The organism is Streptomyces sp. NBC_00354, from assembly GCF_036106915.1.
Lineage (GTDB): Bacteria > Actinomycetota > Actinomycetes > Streptomycetales > Streptomycetaceae > Streptomyces.
Genome location: NZ_CP107983.1, coordinates 611976 through 631203, shown reverse-complemented (window position 1 = coordinate 631203; position 19228 = coordinate 611976). Strand labels below are relative to the sequence as shown.

Genomic DNA, 19228 nt, shown 5'->3' with positions numbered 1-19228 from the left:
GTCGGCTCTTTGTGGAAGGGCCGGTCCCTTCGACAGGAAGGACTGTCATGCGACGGACCGACCCCGGCGGACGATCCGCCACCACCGGGCAACCGCTGCCCTTCGGCGTCCCCGACGCGGTGGGCCCCCGGCTCGAGGACCTGATGTCCCGGGTGGCCCGCGGTGACAAGGACGCCTTCTCCGCCCTGTACGACGCCCTGTCCGGGACCGTCTTCGGGATAGTCGTCCGGGTCGTACGCGACCGTGCCCAGTCAGAGGAGGTGGCACAGGAGGTGATGATCGACCTGTGGCGGCAAGCCGCCCGCTACCGCCCCGAACAGGGCAGCGTGCGCACCTGGGCCGCCACCCTGGCCCACCGCCGGTCCGTCGACCGCGTCCGCTCCGCCCAGGCGGCGATCAACCGCGAGAACGACCAGGCCGCCCGCGAGCAGGCGCGCCCGTTCGACGAGGTCGCGGAACAGGTCGAAACCCGTCTGGAGAGCGAACAGGTACGGCGCTGCATGCGCGGCCTGACCGAGATCCAGCGCCAGGCCGTCACACTGGCCTACTACCAGGGCCTGTCCTACCGCGAGGTCGCCGAGACCCTGCGCACTCCACTGCCCACGATCAAGACACGCATGCGCGACGGGCTCATCCGGCTGCGCGACTGCATGGGGGTGACCACATGAAGCACGACGGGGAACTGCACACCCTCACCGGCGCGTACGCCCTCCACTCGCTCACACCTGCGGAGCACGAGGTGTTCAGCGCGCACCTCACCGACTGCCCCTCCTGCCGGCAGGAGGTGGCCGAATTCTCCGCCACCGCCGCCCGTCTGGGCGCCGCTGCCGCACTCCCGCCGCCCCCGCGGATGAAGGACGAGGTCCTGTACGGCATCGACTCCGTCCGCCAACTGCCCCCGCTGCTGCCCGCGGCGGGCAAGCCGATGACGTTCACCGCGATCCTGCGCCGCAAGGCCATCACGCTGACCATCGCTGCAGGCATCGCCGGGGTGGCCGTGCTCGGGGGCGCCACCCTCTGGCAGAACCAGCGCGCCGACGAGGCCCGGCAGCAGGCGGAGACCTCCGAACGCCGCCTCCAGGACCTCACGGCAGTGATGGCCGCCCCCGACGTCCGTACGGTGCACGGCCGCACCACCGGCGGCGCCACCACCTCCGTGGTCAGCTCCAGGGTGCAGAACAGGGCGGTCTTCATCGGCACCGGGCTCCCCGACCCCGGCGAGGGCAGGACGTACCAGCTGTGGTTCGACGACCACGGCACCATGCGCCCGGCCGGGCTCCTCACCAGGGAGGGGGCCACGCTCATGCAGGGCGGCATCCGCGGCGCCTCCGGGGTGGGACTCACCGTCGAGCCCGCCGGCGGATCCGCCCAGCCCACCAGCCGCCCCCTGATGCTCCTTGCGCTGCCGGCCTGACAGGGGGAAACGGGTCGAGGGGAATAAACAGCTCGTACCTCTTGACTCGCGCGAAATAGGGAGGAAACTCGTCAATACACCGGACAACCAGAGAGAGCCGCACTCACTTCCGGAGACGTCCGGAAGTCCGCGTGACCCCCATCTCGGCTCTGGCCAGGCCCCCGGCAGATCCTGTCGGTGCGGGAGCCGTCAGCGACGGCTGAACTCCCGGAACCGGAACAGGACCGCCGGGGACTGCTCTGTCCGGGGACGGTGCCGCGGAGGACTGCGGTGTGCCGCCTTGCAGCCCTGCCCGTCCTCGCCATGGCGCCGACCGCCCACGCCACCGGATCCGCGGCCCGCGAGACCTTCGAGTTCCACAGCGCCCTGAACGACAAGTGCCTCGCGACCAACGGGGACAACGTCGAAGTGCAGACCTGTCACGGAACCGGCAACCAGCTCCAGCTCTGGTTCTGGGAGGGCAAGGTCCTGCGGAACCTGGCCGAGCTGCACTGCCTCGACGTACGCAGCGGCGAACTCGACGCCGCGGCCCAGGCCGTGGGCGACTGCCACGGGCCGGCCAACCAGCGCTGGACGCGCGAGGGCCAGTGGCTCCGCACCGAGGTCAACAACCAGTGCCTGAGCATCCAGAACTACGGCGACCCGAGCGAGCACGCCGGGATCAACGTGCGCAACTGCGGCAACGTGGCCTGGCAGTTCTGGAAGACGGTGTGACCCTGACTCCCTGACGACTGCGACGGCCGGCCCCCGGGCCGGCCGTCGCCATGAGCGGGGCAAGGGCCTGCCGCGTTCGACTCGGCGCCATCCCCGGATAGGGACGTGTTCATGTCGCCCTCCTACCGTCGGCATGCCCGAGCAGCACCTTCCGAGGGGGATCTCCCACACATGCGTCGCAGTGCCGTGAATACACCGAAGATGCTGACCGTCCTGGCCCTGGCCGGCGCCGTGGCCGCCGGTACGGCCGTCACCGCCAACTCCGCCGGCCGGCAGGGCGACCAGGGGAGGGAGATCCACAACGTCATCTACCTCCTCGGCGACGGCATGGGCCGCACCCATGTCACCGCCGCCCGCGACCGCTACTACGGGCCCGGCGGCAAGCTCACCATGGAGTCCCTCCCGTTCACGGGCGCGGTCGCCACGTACGCCGTGGAGAAGGGCAGCCAGAAGCCCGCGCTGGTCACCGACTCGGCCAGCTCCGCCACTGCCTGGTCCTCCGGCGTCAAGACGTACAACGCGGCCATTGGCGTCGACTCGTACGAGAAGAAGACCGCCACGCTGATGGAGCAGGCGAAGACGGCCGGCTTCGCCACCGGCAACGTCTCCACCGCCGAGATCACCGACGCCACCCCGGCGGCCCAGTTCAGCCACGCACTGCTGCGCGGCTGCCAGGGCCCGGTGTACTCCGAGGCCGCCTGCCTCCCCAAGAAGGAGGACGGCACGTACGAGCCGGCGCCGCAGGACAAGACGCTGATCACGCCGATCGCCGAGCAGATCGCCCGCAACGGCACCGCCGACGTCATCCTCGGCGGCGGCCTCGCCCGCTTCGAGCCGGACGACCAGAAGGCGCTGCAGGCGCAGGGCTACCAGGTGCTCGGCAGCTTCGGCGACCCGGCGCTGCCCGCCCAGACCGCCGCCAGCCAGAAGGCCGCCACCAAGGGCGACCTGGACAAGGCCGACGGCAAGAAGGTCGTCGGCCTGTTCAACCGCGGCAACCTGACCGTCGAGCAGGCCAAGGCGGGCCTGCCCGCCGACGCTCCGCAGAAGCAGGAGCCGACGCTCGCGGACATGACCAAGAAGTCGATCTCGCTGCTGACCGACCGCAAGCAGCAGGACCGCAAGAAGGGCAAGGGCTTCTTCCTCCAGGTCGAGGGCGCCCAGATCGACAAGCGCTCGCACGCCAACGACGCCGCGCAGACGCTCGCCGAGGTCAAGGCCTTCGACGACGCGGTCAAGGCCGCTTACGAGTTCGCGAAGAAGGACGGCCACACCCTCGTGATCGTCACGGCGGACCACGAGTGCGCCGGCTTCAACATCATCGAGAAGGGCTCGTACACGAACGCCGAGGCCGTCGCGCCCCCGGCCAACGCGGACGCGGGCAACCCGGCGAACAACAGCGCCCCCTCCCGCGCGGCCTCCGGTGCCAAGGACCCGGCGCGCTCGAGCGGAGCCGTCAACGGTGCGGGCTCGGCCGACGCGAAGAACTTCGCGCCCGCCACGTTCCGTACGCCCGACGACCCGGCCGGCGTCAAGGACGGCAGCCCGGACGCGAGCCTGTGGCTGACGTACCTGTCCGGCAACCACACCGGCGCCGACGTGCCGATCTTCGCCTACGGCCCCAGCGGCAGCGTGTTCGCCGCCAGCCAGAACAACACGGAGCTGTACGGGAAGATGTACCGCGCGCTGTTCAGCCGGGCTCCCCAGGAGCACTGACCTTCGGGCAGCCGGGGCCGGGAGGGCAGGTCCCTCCCGGCCCCGGCCCTTTCAGGAGCGTACCGATGAGAAACCTCCCCCGCGGAGCGGCCGCCGCGCTGGCCGCCACCGCCTTCCTCGTGCTCGCCGCAGGCTGCTCCGGCAGCACGGACGCCGACGGCGCCCGGGGCGGCGCCGGGAAGCCGGCCGGTTCCGCGGCCCCGGTCGCGATGCCCGCGCCGAGCGGCGCACCCGCACCGGCCGCGGTCCTCGCCCCGTCGGCCGAGCCGGGCGAAATCCGCGTCGAGCCGGGCCCGTTCACCGACCGGGTGCAGCTGACGGCGCTCATACTCGCGCCCACCGGGAAGCCGGGCGTCACCGGGCACCTGGCCATCACCTCGGACGTCAGCGACGTACTGAGCCTGGACCTGCGCGCCGCGTACTACGACGCAGGCGGCCGGCTGCTGGGAACCGGCACCTTCCACTACCAGGAGGAAGGCGCGGACGCGCCCGCCGGCGACCACCACGACGGCCCGCGCGCGGCCGGCGACGGGATCGACTTCACCGTGCCCGCGGAGCAGCTCACCGGTACCCCGTCGAGCGCCGTCCTCTCCCTCCCGGTCCTGGTCAACGAATAGGGTCCCGGCCGACGGCGATACCCGTTCGGGCGCACCGGCCTCCGGCCACCGTCAGCCGCGGGGCTTCGCGCGGACGTGCATGCGCTCGCCCTGTCTCCCGAAGAGGCTGAGGATCTCGACGGGCCGTCCGTCGGCGCTGCTGAACCAGTGGGGCAGCCGGGTGTCGAACTCGGCGACCTCGCCGGGGCCGAGGACCAGATCGTGCTCGGCGAGCACCAGCCGAAGCCGGCCCTCCAGCACGTACATCCACTCGTAGCCCTCGTGCGTACGGAGGTCCGGCTCGGCACCCCGGTCGGAGATGACCATCTTGTACGCCTGGAGGGGGCCCGGGCTCCGGGACAGCGGGACGAACGAACCGCCGCTCGGCAGCGTACGGGGCGTCAGCCGGACCCGGGGATCGCCCACTTCGGGGGCGCCGACCAGGTCGTCCAGCGGCACGTGGTACGCAGCGGCCAGCGGCAGCAGCAGCTCCAGGCTGGGGCGGCGCTGCCCGGACTCCAGCCGGGACAGGGTGCTCTTGGAGATGCCGGTCGCCTCGGAGAGCGCGGCCAGGGTGAGACCGCGTTTGGCGCGCAGCCGTTTGAGCCTGGGGCCGACCTCGTCGAGGACCGCCCGGTACGGCAGCGGCGGTGTGTCCGATGGCGCGTCGGACGGCGTGCCGGATGGTGTGTCCATGGAGGCATTCCACCCCGCTGTCCCGGAAACAGCAACAAGAGTTGTCGTCACCGGGCCGCGGGGGCAGGCTCCACGGCATGAACCCACACAGTGATTCCAGACCCGGACACGGAGCTGGTCTCGGAGCTGGTCACGGACACCACTGCGCCGACATCGACCAGCAGGGCGCGCTGAACGCACTCGCCGTTCTGCTGAAGCCCGGCGGGCTGCTCGCCGTGGCCGAAGGCGGCCTGCCGATGCGCTTCCTCCCGCGCGACATCGCGATCGGCACCCCCGGTCTCCAGGCCCGGCTCGACGCCGTCCAGGAGCACGCGTGCGCGGCCGACGGCGAACGCAGTGCACGATGAAGCGCCTCGATGCAGGGCGCGTCGAGGCGCCGGCCGGGAGTGCCGAAGGGAAGACGGCTTCGGTCCGGTGGGCGCTCGCCGGCCTGTCCCTGTCCATGCTGCTGTCCTCGCTCGGCACCAGCACCGCCAACGTCGGCCTGCCGACCTTGGCGCGGGTGTTCAGCGCCTCGTTCCAGCAGGTCCAGTGGATCGTCCTTGCCTATCTCCTCGCCATCACCACCCTGATCGTCAGCGTCGGTCGGCTCGGTGACATGATCGGCCGCCGCAGGCTGCTGCTGTCCGGGATCTCCCTGTTCACGGTGGCCTCGGTGCTGTGCGGCCTCGCCCCGTCGCTCTGGCTGCTGATCGCCGCCCGGGCTGCGCAGGGCCTCGGAGCGGCCACCATGATGGCCCTGACCATGGCGTTCGTCGGCGAGACGGTGCCGAAGGAGAGGACCGGCAGCGCCATGGGGCTGCTCGGCACCATGTCCTCGATCGGCACGGCCCTCGGCCCTTCGCTCGGCGGTCTGCTGATCGCCGGACCGGGCTGGCGGGCGATCTTCCTCGTCAACGCGCCGCTGGGCGTCCTCGCACTCGTCCTGGCCCACCGCCACCTGCCCGTCGACGGGCAGGACGCGAAGACCGGCAGGGGCCGCTTCGACCACGTGGGCACGCTGTTCCTCGCGCTGACGCTCGGGGCCTATGCCCTGGCCATGACCGTGGGGCGCGGCAGTTTCGGTCCGCTCAACATCGCCCTCCTGCTGGCTGCCGTCCTCGGAGTGGGCCTGTTCGTACGGGCCGAGGCGAGAGTGGCATCCCCGCTGATCCGGTTGGCCGTGTTCCGCGATCCGCTGCTCGGTGCGAGCCTCTGCACGAGCGCGCTCGTCTCCACCGTGATGATGACGACGCTGGTGGTCGGGCCGTTCTACCTCTCCCGTGCACTCGGGCTCGGCGAGGCCCTGGTGGGACTCGTCCTGTCGGTCGGTCCGCTCGTCGCCGCGCTGACCGGCGTGCCCGCCGGTCGTATCGCGGACCGCTTCGGCGCCCGGCGCATGACAGTCGCCGGGCTCGCCGGCGTGGCCGTGGGCTGCGGTGCCCTGTCCCTCACGTCGGTGACGCTCGGCGTGGCCGGCTACATCGTCCCGCTCGTGGTCACCACCGCCGGGTACGCGGTGTTCCAGACGGCCAACAACACCGCCGTCATGGCAGACGTCGGCCCCGACCAGCGGGGCGTCATCTCCGGAGTGCTCAACCTGTCCCGCAACCTGGGGCTCGTCACCGGCGCATCCGTGATGGGCGCCGTGTTTGCGCTCGCATCGGCCACGACCGACGTGACGACGGCGCAGCCCGAAGCCGTGGCCCACGGGATGCGGATCACGTTCGCCGTCGCGGCGACGCTGATCGTCGCCGCGATCGCCCTGGCCGTGGGAGGCCGTACGCTCGCGCGACGCCGCCCGGGCGGCTGACGCTACCCGTAGGCGTGACAGCAGCCGTCGCGCAGCATCAGGAGCCGTTCGCGGCGCCAGTCCACGGGTTCGGCCTGCCGGTGGGCCGGGCTGCCGGCCGCCGGACTGCCGGCCGCCGGGGTGCAGGCCGCCGGGGTGCAGGCGGCCACGAGGTCGTCGGTCGTGTGGGGTACGCCGCCTCTGAGGACGCCGGATGTGCGGACCAGCGTGTCGAAATCGGTGAACGGGTCCCCGTCCACGATCGTCAGGTCGGCGATCCTGCCGGGCCGGACCGTGCCGAGTTCGTCGCCGAGGCCGAAGAGCCGGGCCGGCAGGACGGTCACCGTGCGCAGGGCCTCGGCCGGGGACAGCCCGCCCCGGTGCAGGGCGCGCAGCCCCAGGTGCAAGGAGAGCCCGACCGGGACCAGCGGCGCGTCCGTGCCGAGGGCGACCAGGCCTCCCGCGGCCAGCAGCCTCCGGTAGATGTCGGTCTCCCTGCCCAGCGTCGCCAACTGGGCTGCCGTCGGGGCGGCTGCGGCGGACCGGCGCACCAGATCGGCGTCCCAGGGCGCCATGACGGCCGTGACCCGCCGGTCGTCGGCCAGCGCCGGATCGGCCCCGAGCAGTGCGGTCGCCGCGAACGGGGTGGCGATCATCGCGAGCCGCCCGTCGCCCCCGCCGTAGATCTCGGTCACGTCCTGGTGGGAACAGCCGGAGGCGGTCAGCACGTGCCCCGCCTCGGCGCGTTCGGTCGCCTGCAGATGGGTGGTCAGATCCTGGCCCAACTGAAGGGCCAGAGAGGCCAGATGGCTTCCGCAGCGGACCCCGAGCCGGTCGTGGGCGAACCGGGCGGCCTCCTCCATCACCCAGGACGGGGCCCGCACATAGGTCTTGACGAAGTCCCAGTCGAGCGCGGCACCCCGCTCCAAGGACCGCCGCAGACCCTCCGCCGTGCGGTGCGCGCGCCCCATGCTGTACGCGACGCGCGCTCCGTCGAGGAGTTCGCCGCTGGTCAGCAGCCGCGGCCCGGCGAGCTGCCCGGACGCCACGGCCTCGCGGATCCGGGCCTGTTCGTACGCGAACCCGCCGAGCGAGACGGCGGTCGTGATCCCGTACGTCAGCTGGCCCACGCTCTGGCGGCCCCCGTACGTGCTCTGCCACGGGTGGGTGTGGGTGTCCCACAGGCCCGGGACGACCGTCCGGGCGGAGGCGTCGATGAACCGGGCGCCACCCGATGCCGGCAGCCGGGACGCGCGGTGGGGCTCGACGGCGGCGATGCGTCCGGAGCGGACGAGGATGTCCACGTCCTCCCGCACCGTCTCGCCCGTACCGTCCCACAGCCGTCCGGCGTGTACGACGGTGTCGGGCGGCGTGGGCCTGCGCCGGTCGAGGGGCAGCCGCACCGTCCTCGGCGATCCGCCGTCCACGCCGATGAGGCGCAGCCGTGTGCCCGAGAGGTACAGCAGGGTCTTCGAGTCACCGGACCACGAGGGATGGTCGGCGGGTTCGGCCGTCAGCGTGCGCAGGGCGCCCCGCGGGGAGCCGTCGGGCGCGACGGGCAGCAGGCACAGCGCGGATTCCACGATCACCGCCATGAAACGGCCGTCGGGCGACCAGACGGGCCCGCTGTCGTACCGGTCGGCGACGGAGGTGTGGGGGGCGACGGGATGGAGCCGGTCGGAGCCAGAGGCCGCGTCGACCACCCGGATCAGGTTGTAGCCCTCCCTGAACCGCATGTTGAGCCGATTGCGGTCACACAGGGCGATGCGGGTGCCGTCGGGCGACCAGCTGGGCCGGCCCGGCAGCCCGCCCCCGCCGAGCGGCGCGGCGAGGACGCGCTCCGCGCCGCTCGCCAGGTCGCGTACGAGGAGCCGCCCGACCAGATCGAGGCAGGCGAGCCGCCGACCGTCGGGCGACAGCGCGGGGAAGACCCGGCCGCCGCTCGCGACCGTGCTCTCCGCTCCCGTGGCGAGATCTCGCCGGTGCACCGCCATCAGTCCGTCACGGTCGTCGCAGTACAGCAGGGACCGCCCGTCGGGCGCCCACGAAGGGGCGAGCAGGTAGCGGGTGGGGGCCGCCTGGCACAGCCGCCGGGGCGGGCGGCCGCCCGAGGTGCTGCCGAGCCACAGCGTGTTCAGGGCGGCGAAGGCGACGTACCGTCCGTCAGGGGACAGCGCGGGCAGATGAATGCCCCGGACCGGGTGCACGCGGCCTTCGCCGCCGAGGTCGTACTGCTTGGTCCGGTAGCGCGGCCGGTCCGCCGCCACCCGTGCGCGGAAGGGGATCGTCCGGGGCGCCTGCGGCTGCTGCGGTCGGACGAGGGTGAACCGGCCGTCGACCGTGACCAGCAGCTCCCCGGCGGTCGTCCAACGCGGCGGCTGAGCCGCCACATCCCCGGCGACGGGCACCGGCCGGCCGTCGACGACGAGGGTGCAGGAGGCGTTCGGCGGGGGCGTGGTCCGCAGCCAGGCCGTATGCCGCCCGTCCGGCGCGACCGCCGGGGCCAGGAGCTGCGCGGCCGGTCCCTGCTCGGTGAAGGCGACGGTGACCGGACCCGATCCGTCCGCGGCGACGGAGGCGATGGTCCGCGCATCCGCCCGGGGCCCGGTCGCGGCGGCCGTCACCGTCGCCCGGACGAAAAGGATCCGCTTCCCGTCCGGCGACCACGTGGGGTCGAAGTCCTCCCAGGCACCGCTTTGCAGGGGCCCGTCCTGCCCGGCCGGTCCGGTCACCTGGGTGACTGCGCCGCTCGCCGGCTCCAGCACGTGGATCCGGTACGGGGCCCCGCCGACCGGACTCCCGGCGCGCTCGGAGGCGAAGGCGAGGCGCGTGCCGTCGGGCGACCAGGCCGGCGCGCGGTGGTCGAAGGGGCCCTTGGTGCGCTGCCGCAGCCCGGTTCCGTCGGGGCGCATGGTCCAGATGTGGTACGTGCCGCTGCCGTAGGCGCAGAAGGCCACCGACGCGCCGTCGGGGGAGTGCACGGGCCGGCACGCCTCCAGCGCCGCCGCGGTGAGCGGCACGGCGTCGCCCCCGGAACCCGGCACCGACCAGAGCACGTTGTGGATCGCGGCGATCAGCCGGTCCCCGCCCGGAGACAGGCTCGCCGCGCCGTTCGTGGCCGCCGTGAAGGACAACGGGGCCGGCGCGGCCGACGGACTGACGGTACGCGCCGCTGCCGGGGGTCCCGCCCCGAGGAGCTCGGCGGCGCCGACGGCGCCCGCGGCCGCGAGCAGCCGGCGGCGGGACAGGGTCCGCGGGTCGAGGCCGTAGGGGGCATCCATCAGCTGCCACGTCTCCGCGGTCGGGGTTCCGGGGGCCGGGGTTCCTGCCGCCGGGCTCAACGACCGGCCGCCCCCGCGGTCACCCGTAGGACACAGGAGGGCTGCGTGACCGGGCGCACAGGTGCGGGCCGAGTGGCGATGCGGCGGTGCGGGCACGTTCAGGGGGCGACACAATGACCACGGTTGTTCTCTTTGATTCAGTTCGGATCCACTACGGAGGAATGGGCGGATGCTCAACGAAAGAGCGGGGCGGCAGGCGCGCCCGGAGGACCTGATCGACGTGGCCCGGCTCGTGACCGCCTACTACGCCCTGCACCCCGATCCGGCGGATCCCGGCCAGCGCGTCAGCTTCGGCACCTCGGGACACCGCGGATCCTCCCTCGCCACGGCCTTCAACGAGGACCACATCGCCGCGACGAGCCAGGCGATCTGCGAGTACCGGGCCCAGCAGGGCATCGACGGCCCCCTCTTCCTCGGCGCGGACACCCATGCCCTGTCCGAACCCGCCCGGGTGACCGCCCTCGAGGTCTTCGCCGCCAACGATGTGACCGTGCTCGTCGATGCCGCGGACGGCTACACCCCGACGCCCGCGGTCTCGCACGCCATCCTCACCCACAACCGCGGACGCACCTCGGCCCTGGCCGACGGAGTGGTGGTCACCCCCTCGCACAACCCGCCGGCGGACGGCGGCTTCAAGTACAACCCGCCGCACGGCGGGCCCGCCGGCTCCGAGGCGACCGGCTGGATCCAGGAGCGCGCCAACGAGATCATCAGCGGGGGCATGAAGGAGGTCCGGCGCATCCCGTTCGCGCGCGCGTCGGCGGCCTCGACCACGGGTACGTACGACTACCTCGGCACGTACGTGCGCGATCTGCCGTCCGTGCTCGACCTGGACGCCGTACGCGCCGCGGGCGTGCGCATCGGGGCCGACCCGCTCGGCGGGGCCTCCGTGGCGTACTGGGGGCGGATCGCCGAGGAGCACCGCCTCGACCTGACCGTGGTCAACCCGCACACCGACCCCACCTGGCGGTTCATGACGCTGGACTGGGACGGCAAGATCCGGATGGACTGCTCCTCCCCGTACGCGATGGCCTCGCTGATCGAGGGCCGCGACCGGTTCCAGATCGCCACCGGCAACGACGCGGACGCCGACCGGCACGGCATCGTGACCCCGGACGGCGGTCTGATGAACCCCAACCACTACCTCGCCACGGCGATCGAGTACCTGTACGGCCACCGCGAGCAGTGGCCGTCGGCAGCGGGCGTCGGCAAGACGCTGGTGTCCTCGAGCATGATCGACCGGGTGGCCGCCGACCTGGGCCGCGAACTGGTCGAGGTACCCGTCGGTTTCAAGTGGTTCGTGGACGGACTCTCCGCGGGCACCATCGGCTTCGGCGGCGAGGAGTCGGCCGGAGCCTCGTTCCTGCGCCGCGACGGCTCCGTGTGGACCACCGACAAGGACGGCATCATCCTGGCCCTGCTGGCCTCGGAGATGCTGGCGGTCACGGGGCAGACCCCGAGCGAGCGGTACGCCGGCCTGACGGCCCGCTTCGGCGAGCCCGCGTACGCCCGTATCGACGCGCCGGCCACCCGCGAGGAGAAGGCGGTACTGGGCCGGCTGTCACCCCGGCAGGTCACCGCCGACACCCTGGCGGGGGAGCCGGTCACGGCGGTGCTGTCGGAGGCTCCCGGGAACGGGGCCGCCATCGGAGGCATCAAGGTCACGACGGAGCACGCCTGGTTCGCGGCCCGGCCGTCGGGCACGGAGGACGTCTACAAGATCTACGCCGAATCCTTCCTGGGCCCCGACCACCTGACGCGCGTACAGGAGGAGGCCCGCTCCGTCGTATCGGCGGCACTCGCCGACTGACCGGCGCGAGGAGCCACGTGCGGTGCGGGCCGGTCCGGCCCGCAACATCCGAGCCGGCCGTACCGCGCCCGCGGGTTTCGCGCCGGCCCGGGTGTCCGGCATCGGACGAACCTCCTGCCTCGGCCGGAAAGCCCCAGTAGGGTGACGGGCCCCGGGAGAGCACGCGGAGGGAGCACGTATGCGAGGCGGTACGGTCGCGGTGGTGGGCGGCAGCATTGCGGGCTGTGCCCTGGCGTCGGCGGCGGCCCGCGCGGGCGCGGACGAGGTGGTGGTGCTGGAGCGCACCCACGGACGGCTGGCGGACCGCGGACTCGGGCTGTGCATCCACGACGGGCGCGCCGCCGAACTCGCCGCCACCGGCGCGCTGCCCGCCGGCATCGCCGCGCACCGGCTGACCCGGCGCAGGTGGGTGGTCCGGGACGACACGGCGGCCGGTCCGGCCGGCAGGGTGTTCTGGGAGCAGCCGTTCCCGTTCCACTCGTACCACTGGGGTCTGCTGTGGAGAGGGCTGCGCGAGGCGACACCGGCTTCGGTGGTCTACCGGCAGGGCGCGGCGGTGACGGGCGTGGCCGGCGACGGCGGGCGGGCCGAGGTACGGCTGGCACAGGGCACCGCCGAGGCGTTCGACCTGGTCGTCGGCGCCGACGGGTACCGCTCGGTGGTGCGCGAGGCGGTCTGCCCCGAATCCCGGCCGGCCTACGCCGGGTACGTCTGCTGGCGCGGGAACTTCGACGCCCGGCGGCTGGAGGCGCTCGGCGACGGCGGCTGGCCCACCGATTCGGTGACCACCGTCTGCTTCAGCGGCGGAAGCTGTGTCATCTACCGCATTCCCGGGCCGGACGGCCCCCGCGTGAACTGGGTCCTGTACGCCATGCCCCCGCAGACCGGGCGGCTGCCGTTCGACGACCCGACGAGCTTCCCGCCGGGGCGGATCACCGAGGAACTCACCGCGCACCTCGGCGCGTTACTGGACCGGGAGTTCCCGCCGTACTGGGCGCAGGTGATCGCGCTGACGGAGCCCGCGGACACCTTCGTCCAGCCCATCTACGACCTGGAGACGGCGCGGACGACGGCCGGTCGTCTGCTGCTCGCAGGCGACGCGGCCACCGTGGTGCGCCCGCACAACACCAGCGGGGCGGCCAAGGCCCTCCAGGACGCCACCGCGTTCGAGGATGCGTGGCGCCGGGCCGGCACCTGGGACGAGCTGCTGCGCGCGTACCAGGCCGCGCGGGGCGCAGCCGGGCGGGAGATGGTCGCCCTGGCCCGCCGTCTCGGCCGCGGCCAGGTCGAGCAGACACCCGCCTGGGCCGCGATGAACCACCGCGAGGCGGAGTCGTGGTGGCAGGGGCAGCTCGGCGGCGCCGCGGACATCGGCGGCCAGGCCATGACGCCGTAGGGGGTGTCCTGCCGATCGGGCCGGGCTCCGGCCCGATCGACAAGACACCCCCTGGACCCGCAACTGACCGGACAGTCCTGCCACTTGTTATCGGCCAAGCGGAGCGTTGCCGCGCGCGGCGCTGTGCCGCAGGCCCTACGGTGATCCCGATGCGCCCTTGGGCGCAGCACCGTGAGCCCGTGGGCAGGGAGTTGAGGCATGAAGCAACGGTTGGGTGTCCTGGTCGCGGTCGGCGTCCTGGCGTTGGGGGCCGCCGGTACGGGAACCGCGCAGGCCAGCCCCGATACGCATGGCTGCCCGGCCGGGGAGATCTTCGCCACCAACAACACCGCGGTCATCACGGACCCCGACGACGCACGGCTGCGGACCCGGCTGACGCGCTTCGACCACGAGGTGCGCGAGATCATCCGTACCAACGGTGCCAGGCCGGGGGCGTCGACCCTGCTGGACGGCGTCTTCTGGTCCGGCGACCTGAAGCAGACCACGTACGAGCGCTCGCGGGAGTTCGACGTCGACAAGGTCGGCGCCGACGGGCTCCATCACATCGCCGACGTCATCCGCAAGCAGTACCGCCAGGAGTCGGTGCTCACCTTCCGCTGCCTGCCGCGCACGTCACCGGACACCGACGCGGTGGAGATCCAGGCCCCCGGCGTCTCCGCGGCCCGGCTCCGCGAGGCGCTGCTCGCGAACCCCGAGGCCCGCGAACGCCTCGGCGGCGGCTCGGTCACCCTGGGCGGCCGCCTCATCCTGATCACCCCGGTCGCCGACCTCCCCATGGCCAGGCAGCTCACGGCCGAGCTCGGGGTCGACTGGAACACCGCGAGGGTGCGCTACGGGGACGAGGAGTTCGTCTCGTAGCCCCGCGGCCGCACGGGACTCACCTGATGGCCGTGCCCTCCGAGCGGCTGCACCCGTAACTGCCGGTCATGTCGTACTCGTGGCCGACGAGGACGGGCGTGCGACAGACGGAGCAGATCGTTGGCGTCACGGGGTCGGCTCCGACCGTTCGATGCTCGCCCGTCGGCCGCCGCCGCGGCGGCCTCCGACGGGGGCGGGCGATCGGTGGCCGCCCGTACGAGCGGGTCCCGCCGGGTGGCCGTCACTGTGCGGGGCGGCGGCACTGCGGCCTACGCTGGAGACGGCGGCCGTCCGCGGTGAGCGGCCCGGGCGGCCGCCCCGGTGGCTGCGGGCACGTACCCCTCCTTGAATCCCGCGCCCGCGGCGCCGGCCCGGCGGCCGGGGGAGCCGTCGCGGTGGGAGAGTGGATGCCATGTGCGGTCGATATGCCTCCAGCCGAGCCCCCGAAGACCTGGCCGGCCTGTTCGAGGCCCGCTGGGATCACCGGGAGACGCTGGCGCCGAGCTGGAACGTTGCCCCCACCGACCAGGTCTGGGCCGTCCTCGAACGCCCCGACCGCGGGACCGGGGAGGTGGAGCGCAGGCTCCGTACGCTTCGGTGGGGCCTGGTCCCTTCCTGGGCGAAGGACCCGAACGGGGGCGCCCGGATGATCAACGCGCGGGTCGAGACGGTGCACGAGAAGCCGGCGTACCGCCGTGCCTTCACCCGGCGCCGGTGCCTGCTGCCCGCGGACGGCTTCTACGAGTGGCAGTCCGTGGCCGCCACGGCCACGGCGAAGGCGTACAAGCAGCCGTACTTCATCGCCCCCGACGACGCCGGGGTGATGGCCATGGCCGGGCTGTACGAGTTCTGGCGCGACCCTGCCGTGACCGACGAGGACGACCCGGCCGCCTGGCTCCTCACCACCACGATCATCACCACCGAGGCCGCCGACGCGGCCGGCCGGATCCACCCCCGCATGCCGCTGACCGTGTCCCCCGAGGATCACGACGCCTGGCTGGATCCCGCCCACCAGGACGTCCACGGCCTCCGGGCACTCCTCCACACCCCGGCCGACGGCCGCCTCGACGTACGGGCGGTCTCCACGGCGGTCAACAGCGTCCGCAACAACGGCCCGGAGCTGCTGGACGCCCCCGCCTAGGGGGAGTCTTTGGGAGGACCGGCGCCGGCCCTCCGGCGGGTCAGGCGCCCGCGGACCGGCGGGGGAGCGACGCCGTCGCTTTCAGCAGGGTCGGGATCAGCCAGTAGGCCACGATCGGGACCACGACCACCGTGAGTATCAGGGTGCGCAGGACCAGGGGGAGGTCGTTCATGTACGGGCCCAGCAGGGCGAGGGCGAGGGTGATCGTCGGGTAGACCGCGAGCCAGGTGATGAAGGCGCGGCGGTGGGAGGAGGGCGGGGCGGGCGGAGTCGTCGGAGCTGCGGACATGAGGCGGTTCCCCCTGGATGCGTTACGACGGGCGGATCAAATTTCCAACCGAGCGGTTGGAGTCTTGCACGGACATGATCTTAAGTCCAACCATCAGGTTGGAATTCCGCTCGAGGGCACTACAGTGCATGCCATGGCCTGGGACACAGCACGCACCAAACAACTCCTGCTCGACGCGGCGGTGGAGGAGTTCGCCGAGCACGGGTTCGACGGCGCCCGGGTTGCGCGCGTGGCCACCGGCGCAGGCGTCAACAAGGAGCGGATCTACCAGTATTTCGGCAGCAAGGAGAAGCTGTTCTGCGCGGTGCTGGAGACCGAGCTGAAGAAGGTCGCGGCAGCCGTCCCGCTCACGGAGGCGCAGGCTCGCGACCTGGGCGACTACGCCGGCCGGGTCTACGACTACCACCGCGCCCACCCGCACTTCATGCGGCTCCTGGCCTGGGAGGGCCTGCAGTGCCAGGACCAGCTGGCCGCCCAGTGCGAGCGCACCGACCACTACGCCGAGAAGATCGCAGCGATCGCCGCGGCCCAGCAGGGCGGCGCGCTCAGCGGCGAGTCCAGCCCGGCACGGCTGCTTCACACGGTGATGTCGATGGTCGCCTCGTGGTTCACACTGCCGCAGCTCGCCCGCATCCTCGTGCCGGAGGACCTGGACGCGGGACCGGACGCGCAGCGGGCGGCGCTGGTCGAGGTGGTCCGCCGGCTGACGTCCTGACCTCGTGGGTGGCGGTCTTCGACGAGGCCGGGGGGAGCAGCAACCGCACCGTGACCGGCGCGTCGATCTCGGGCGAGGTGACGGTGAGGTCGAGCGTCCGCGCGTCGATGCGCTGCTCCTGGACCACCTGGGCCGGGTTGCCGGCCACGCGGGCAGCTCCGGCTCCGCTTCCGGTTCCGGGCTTCGAGCCGATCACACCGCGGCTCCTGCGGTCGCCGGACCCCGTACGGACAGGGCATGCGGCGCGCCGCCCGGATGCGCGGGCAGACGCAGCGGACGGCTGCCCGGCGTGAGCGAGCCCAGCACGCGCGGCCCGGCGGCTCCGGTGCACCCCGGGGCATTGCCCGGGAGGCCGTGCAGGGTGAGGTACCCGAGCACCGCGAACGCGTACGCCTCCTTCGCCTCCGCGGGCAGCCCCAGCTCCTGCGAAGCACGGACCGCCGTGCTGCCGGCCAGCTCGTCGCGGAGCATCGCCATCAGCGTCGGGTTGCGCACCCCTCCGCCCGACACGAAGACCTCGGTGGCCGCGAGAGGGCGCAGCGCATCGGCCACCGTACGGGCGGTCAGGCGCGTCAGCGTGGCGACGAGGTCCTGCGGCCGTAGCTCACCGCAACCCGCGAGCCGCGCCCGGAGGTAGCCCGCGTGGAACAGCTCCTTGCCCGTCGTCCGGGGCGCCGGCATCCGGTAGTACGGCTCCCCGGACAGCAGCCGATCGAGCAGCCCCTCGTGGACCCGCCCGGCGGCGGCGAGCACGCCGTCCTCGTCGTACGCGCACCGCCCGGCGCTCAGTTCACGGACCGCGGCGTCGATCAGCGCGTTGCCCGGGCCGGTGTCGAACGCCATGGGATCGGCGCCCGCCGGCAGCACGGTGACGTTGGCGATCCCCCCGATGTTCAGGGCCGCGGGCACGCCGGGGCGCCCGCGCAGGAGCATCAGGTCGACCAGGCTGACCAGCGGAGCCCCCTGCCCGCCCGCCGCCACGTCCCGCGTCCGGAAGCCGGAGACGACCGGGCAGCCACTGCGCTCCGCGATCCAGGCCGGTTCGCCGAGCTGCAGCGTGCCGTGCACCCGGCCCTCCTCGGCCCAGTGGTACACCGTCTGCCCGTGCGAGGCGACCAACTCGGCGCGCCCCGCGCACAGTTCCCGGTCGGCGCGCGCGGCGACCGCCGCGAAGGCCTGGCCGATCCGGGTGTCGAGGCGGCAGACGCCGGCCAGGGTGGTCGCCGCGGGCGGCAGGGCGGCGGCGAGGGCCTCCCGTACGTCGGGCGCGTACGGCTCGCTGACCATGCCGAGCGGCACGAGGTGCAGCGTGCCGTCCTCGGCGGACAGTTCGAGGTCGGCGGCCGCGGCGTCGACGGCGTCGTACGAGGTCCCCGACATCAGCCCGATCACCCTCATCGCAGCGGCTCCCGGTGGGCGCGCCCGCGCAGGGCCAGCAGCGCGGGACAGCTGAGGGCGCAGGCGCCGGCGGCGTAGTACGCGGGCACGGCAGGGTCTCCCGTCCGGGCGATCAGGGCGGTGATGACGAGTCCGGCGCAGCCGGAGAACACCGCGTTGGCGAGGGAGTAGGCCAGGCCGAGCCCCGTACAGCGGACCCTGCGCGGGAACATCTCGGCGAGCATGGCCGGTCCGGGCCCGGCCAGCAGGCCGACCAGCGCACCCGCGAGCAGCACGGCACCGGCTCTGGCCCACGGCGATGCACCGGGGGACTGGAGCAGGTGGACGAGGGGGAGGGCGAGCAACGCGACGCCGAGGGCTCCGGACAGCATCACCGGGCGCCGGCCGATCCGGTCGCTGAGCGCCCCGGCGGGCAGGATCGACGCCGCGAACCCTGCATTGGCGAGGGCGGTGGCGAGCAGGGCCTCGCGGAGGGAGGCGCCGAGCGTCGCCTGGAGATAGGACGGCAGGACGACGAGGAAGGTGTACCCGGCCGCAGACCAGCCCATGATCCGCCCGATCCCGAGTACGACGGCGCGCGCAAGCTCCCGGGCGCCGACCGGACCGTCCCGGCCGTCTCCCGGGGGAGCCCCGGGCGGCTCTTCCAGCGCCGTACGCAGCCACAGGGCCACCGCGCCCAGCGGCAGGGCCAGCAGGAACGGGATCCGCCATCCCCACGCGTACAGGGCCTCGGCGGGCAGTGCGGTCGCCAGGGCGGCGGCCGTACCGGCCCCGGTGAGCAGGCCGAGCGCGACGGTGAAGGACTGCCACGCCCCGTAGAGGCCGCGGCGGCCGACGGGCGCGTACTCGGTCATGAGGGAGACGGCCCCGCCGAACTCGCCGCCGGCGGAGAGTCCTTGCAGTACGCGCAGGAGCGTCAGGAGCCAGGGGGCGGCGCCGCCGATGGCGGCGCGGGTCGGAAGGAGGCCGATCATCGCGGTGGCGAGGGTCATGAGGCCGACGACCACGATGAGGGTGGGCCGCCGCCCGAGGCGGTCGCCGAGCCGCCCGAACAGTACGGCGCCGACGGGCCGGAAGAAGAACGCGAGTGCGAACGAGGCGTACGTGGCCACCAGCGCCTCGGCGCCGCTGCTCCCCTCGTGCCGGAAGAAGTTCGCGGCGATGACGGTGGCCAGGCAGCCGTAGACACCGAACTCGTACCACTCGACGAGATTGCCGGCCGAACCGGCGAGCAGCGCCCGACGCGACGTGGTGGTGCGGCGCGCGGCCGCGGGGCGCAGCTCGAGAGGTCTCACCCGTCCTCCGTGCCCCCTCGGCGCCGCAGCGACGCCTCCGCCGGTGCCGTTTCAGCAGTTCGGCGGACCCCCGACCGG

General features: G+C 73.3%; 16 protein-coding genes and 1 pseudogene. 12 read left to right on the top strand and 5 right to left on the bottom strand.

What is annotated here, in order from left to right; genetic code table 11:
• Positions 1-47 precede the first annotated feature (47 nt).
• From sigK to OHT74_RS03095, 5 genes are all read left to right on the top strand, one after another.
• Positions 48-668 carry an ECF RNA polymerase sigma factor SigK gene (gene sigK, locus OHT74_RS03115; RefSeq protein ID WP_443047260.1) on the top strand — a complete coding sequence of 207 codons (621 nt, stop codon included), beginning with the start codon at positions 48-50 and terminating at the stop codon, positions 666-668.
• Entirely contained in the window at positions 665-1414 is a 750-nt protein-coding gene (locus OHT74_RS03110) for an anti-sigma factor (protein WP_328619227.1), read from the top strand. The genes sigK and OHT74_RS03110 overlap by 4 nt, the downstream gene beginning before the upstream one ends.
• Positions 1415-1684: 270 nt before the next feature.
• Entirely contained in the window at positions 1685-2128 is a 444-nt protein-coding gene (locus OHT74_RS03105; protein ID WP_328619226.1) for an RICIN domain-containing protein, read from the top strand.
• A 201-nt stretch (positions 2129-2329) separates the two neighbouring features.
• Positions 2330-3844, top strand: a complete 1515-nt coding sequence (locus tag OHT74_RS03100; RefSeq protein WP_328619225.1) for an alkaline phosphatase — start codon at positions 2330-2332, stop codon at positions 3842-3844.
• A gap of 65 nt (positions 3845-3909) precedes the next feature.
• Positions 3910-4461 carry a hypothetical protein gene (locus OHT74_RS03095; protein WP_328619224.1) on the top strand — a complete coding sequence of 184 codons (552 nt, stop codon included), beginning with the start codon at positions 3910-3912 and terminating at the stop codon, positions 4459-4461.
• A gap of 51 nt (positions 4462-4512) precedes the next feature.
• On the opposite strand, the gene OHT74_RS03090 is transcribed toward OHT74_RS03095, so the two are convergent.
• Positions 4513-5136: a helix-turn-helix domain-containing protein gene (locus OHT74_RS03090; RefSeq protein WP_266999050.1), complete on the bottom strand. Its 624-nt coding sequence runs from the start codon at positions 5134-5136 to the stop codon at positions 4513-4515.
• A gap of 137 nt (positions 5137-5273) precedes the next feature.
• Here OHT74_RS03090 and OHT74_RS03085 point away from each other — a divergent pair.
• Both OHT74_RS03085 and OHT74_RS03080 read left to right on the top strand, forming a co-directional pair.
• Positions 5274-5444, top strand: a pseudogene (locus OHT74_RS03085) (SAM-dependent methyltransferase); the annotation flags it as partial.
• A gap of 35 nt (positions 5445-5479) precedes the next feature.
• Positions 5480-6928, top strand: coding sequence for an MFS transporter (locus OHT74_RS03080; RefSeq protein WP_266660373.1), 1449 nt, complete (start codon positions 5480-5482; stop codon positions 6926-6928).
• A gap of 2 nt (positions 6929-6930) precedes the next feature.
• On the opposite strand, the gene OHT74_RS03075 is transcribed toward OHT74_RS03080, so the two are convergent.
• Positions 6931-10188, bottom strand: a complete 3258-nt coding sequence (locus tag OHT74_RS03075; RefSeq protein WP_328619223.1) for an amidohydrolase family protein — start codon at positions 10186-10188, stop codon at positions 6931-6933.
• Positions 10189-10417: 229 nt separating this feature from the next.
• On the opposite strand from OHT74_RS03075, the gene pgm reads away from it, so the two are divergent.
• The 4 genes from pgm (at position 10418) to OHT74_RS03055 (ending at position 15453) form a co-directional block, all read left to right on the top strand.
• Positions 10418-12058, top strand: a complete 1641-nt coding sequence (pgm, locus tag OHT74_RS03070) for a phosphoglucomutase (alpha-D-glucose-1,6-bisphosphate-dependent) (protein WP_328619222.1) — start codon at positions 10418-10420, stop codon at positions 12056-12058.
• Positions 12059-12236: 178 nt separating this feature from the next.
• Positions 12237-13454 (top strand): FAD-dependent monooxygenase, encoded by a 1218-nt coding sequence (locus OHT74_RS03065; RefSeq protein WP_328619221.1) that lies wholly within the window; start codon positions 12237-12239, stop codon positions 13452-13454.
• 198 nt (positions 13455-13652) lie between these two features.
• Positions 13653-14312, top strand: a complete 660-nt coding sequence (locus OHT74_RS03060) for a hypothetical protein (protein WP_328619220.1) — start codon at positions 13653-13655, stop codon at positions 14310-14312.
• A gap of 412 nt (positions 14313-14724) precedes the next feature.
• Positions 14725-15453 carry an SOS response-associated peptidase gene (locus tag OHT74_RS03055; RefSeq protein ID WP_328619219.1) on the top strand — a complete coding sequence of 243 codons (729 nt, stop codon included), beginning with the start codon at positions 14725-14727 and terminating at the stop codon, positions 15451-15453.
• Between the two features lie 40 nt (positions 15454-15493).
• Here OHT74_RS03055 and OHT74_RS03050 read toward each other — a convergent pair whose 3' ends face one another.
• Positions 15494-15742, bottom strand: a complete 249-nt coding sequence (locus OHT74_RS03050; protein ID WP_328619218.1) for a hypothetical protein — start codon at positions 15740-15742, stop codon at positions 15494-15496.
• Positions 15743-15875: 133 nt separating this feature from the next.
• Here OHT74_RS03050 and OHT74_RS03045 point away from each other — a divergent pair, with 133 nt between their 5' ends.
• On the top strand, positions 15876-16457 hold the full coding sequence (locus OHT74_RS03045; protein ID WP_328619217.1) for a TetR family transcriptional regulator: 582 nt from the start codon (positions 15876-15878) through the stop codon (positions 16455-16457).
• Positions 16458-16649: 192 nt separating this feature from the next.
• Here the strand turns inward: OHT74_RS03045 and OHT74_RS03040 are convergent, their stop codons facing one another.
• A complete protein-coding gene (locus tag OHT74_RS03040; protein WP_328619216.1) occupies positions 16650-17855 on the bottom strand; it encodes an anhydro-N-acetylmuramic acid kinase in 1206 nt (401 codons plus the stop codon).
• Positions 17852-19150: an MFS transporter gene (locus OHT74_RS03035; RefSeq protein ID WP_328619215.1), complete on the bottom strand. Its 1299-nt coding sequence runs from the start codon at positions 19148-19150 to the stop codon at positions 17852-17854. The genes OHT74_RS03040 and OHT74_RS03035 overlap by 4 nt, the downstream gene beginning before the upstream one ends.
• Between the last annotated feature and the right edge of the window lie 78 nt (positions 19151-19228).

Coding starts and splice junctions, on each gene's coding strand:
- sigK (WP_443047260.1), top strand. CDS start 48: ATGCGACGGACCGACCCCGGCGGACGATCCGCCACCACCGGGCAACCG.
- OHT74_RS03110 (WP_328619227.1), top strand. CDS start 665: ATGAAGCACGACGGGGAACTGCACACCCTCACCGGCGCGTACGCCCTC.
- OHT74_RS03100 (WP_328619225.1), top strand. CDS start 2,330: ATGCTGACCGTCCTGGCCCTGGCCGGCGCCGTGGCCGCCGGTACGGCC.
- OHT74_RS03095 (WP_328619224.1), top strand. CDS start 3,910: ATGAGAAACCTCCCCCGCGGAGCGGCCGCCGCGCTGGCCGCCACCGCC.
- OHT74_RS03090 (WP_266999050.1), bottom strand. CDS start 5,136: ATGGACACACCATCCGGCACGCCGTCCGACGCGCCATCGGACACACCG.
- OHT74_RS03080 (WP_266660373.1), top strand. CDS start 5,480: ATGAAGCGCCTCGATGCAGGGCGCGTCGAGGCGCCGGCCGGGAGTGCC.
- OHT74_RS03075 (WP_328619223.1), bottom strand. CDS start 10,188: ATGGATGCCCCCTACGGCCTCGACCCGCGGACCCTGTCCCGCCGCCGG.
- pgm (WP_328619222.1), top strand. CDS start 10,418: ATGCTCAACGAAAGAGCGGGGCGGCAGGCGCGCCCGGAGGACCTGATC.
- OHT74_RS03065 (WP_328619221.1), top strand. CDS start 12,237: ATGCGAGGCGGTACGGTCGCGGTGGTGGGCGGCAGCATTGCGGGCTGT.
- OHT74_RS03060 (WP_328619220.1), top strand. CDS start 13,653: ATGAAGCAACGGTTGGGTGTCCTGGTCGCGGTCGGCGTCCTGGCGTTG.
- OHT74_RS03055 (WP_328619219.1), top strand. CDS start 14,725: ATGTGCGGTCGATATGCCTCCAGCCGAGCCCCCGAAGACCTGGCCGGC.
- OHT74_RS03050 (WP_328619218.1), bottom strand. CDS start 15,742: ATGTCCGCAGCTCCGACGACTCCGCCCGCCCCGCCCTCCTCCCACCGC.
- OHT74_RS03045 (WP_328619217.1), top strand. CDS start 15,876: ATGGCCTGGGACACAGCACGCACCAAACAACTCCTGCTCGACGCGGCG.
- OHT74_RS03040 (WP_328619216.1), bottom strand. CDS start 17,855: ATGAGGGTGATCGGGCTGATGTCGGGGACCTCGTACGACGCCGTCGAC.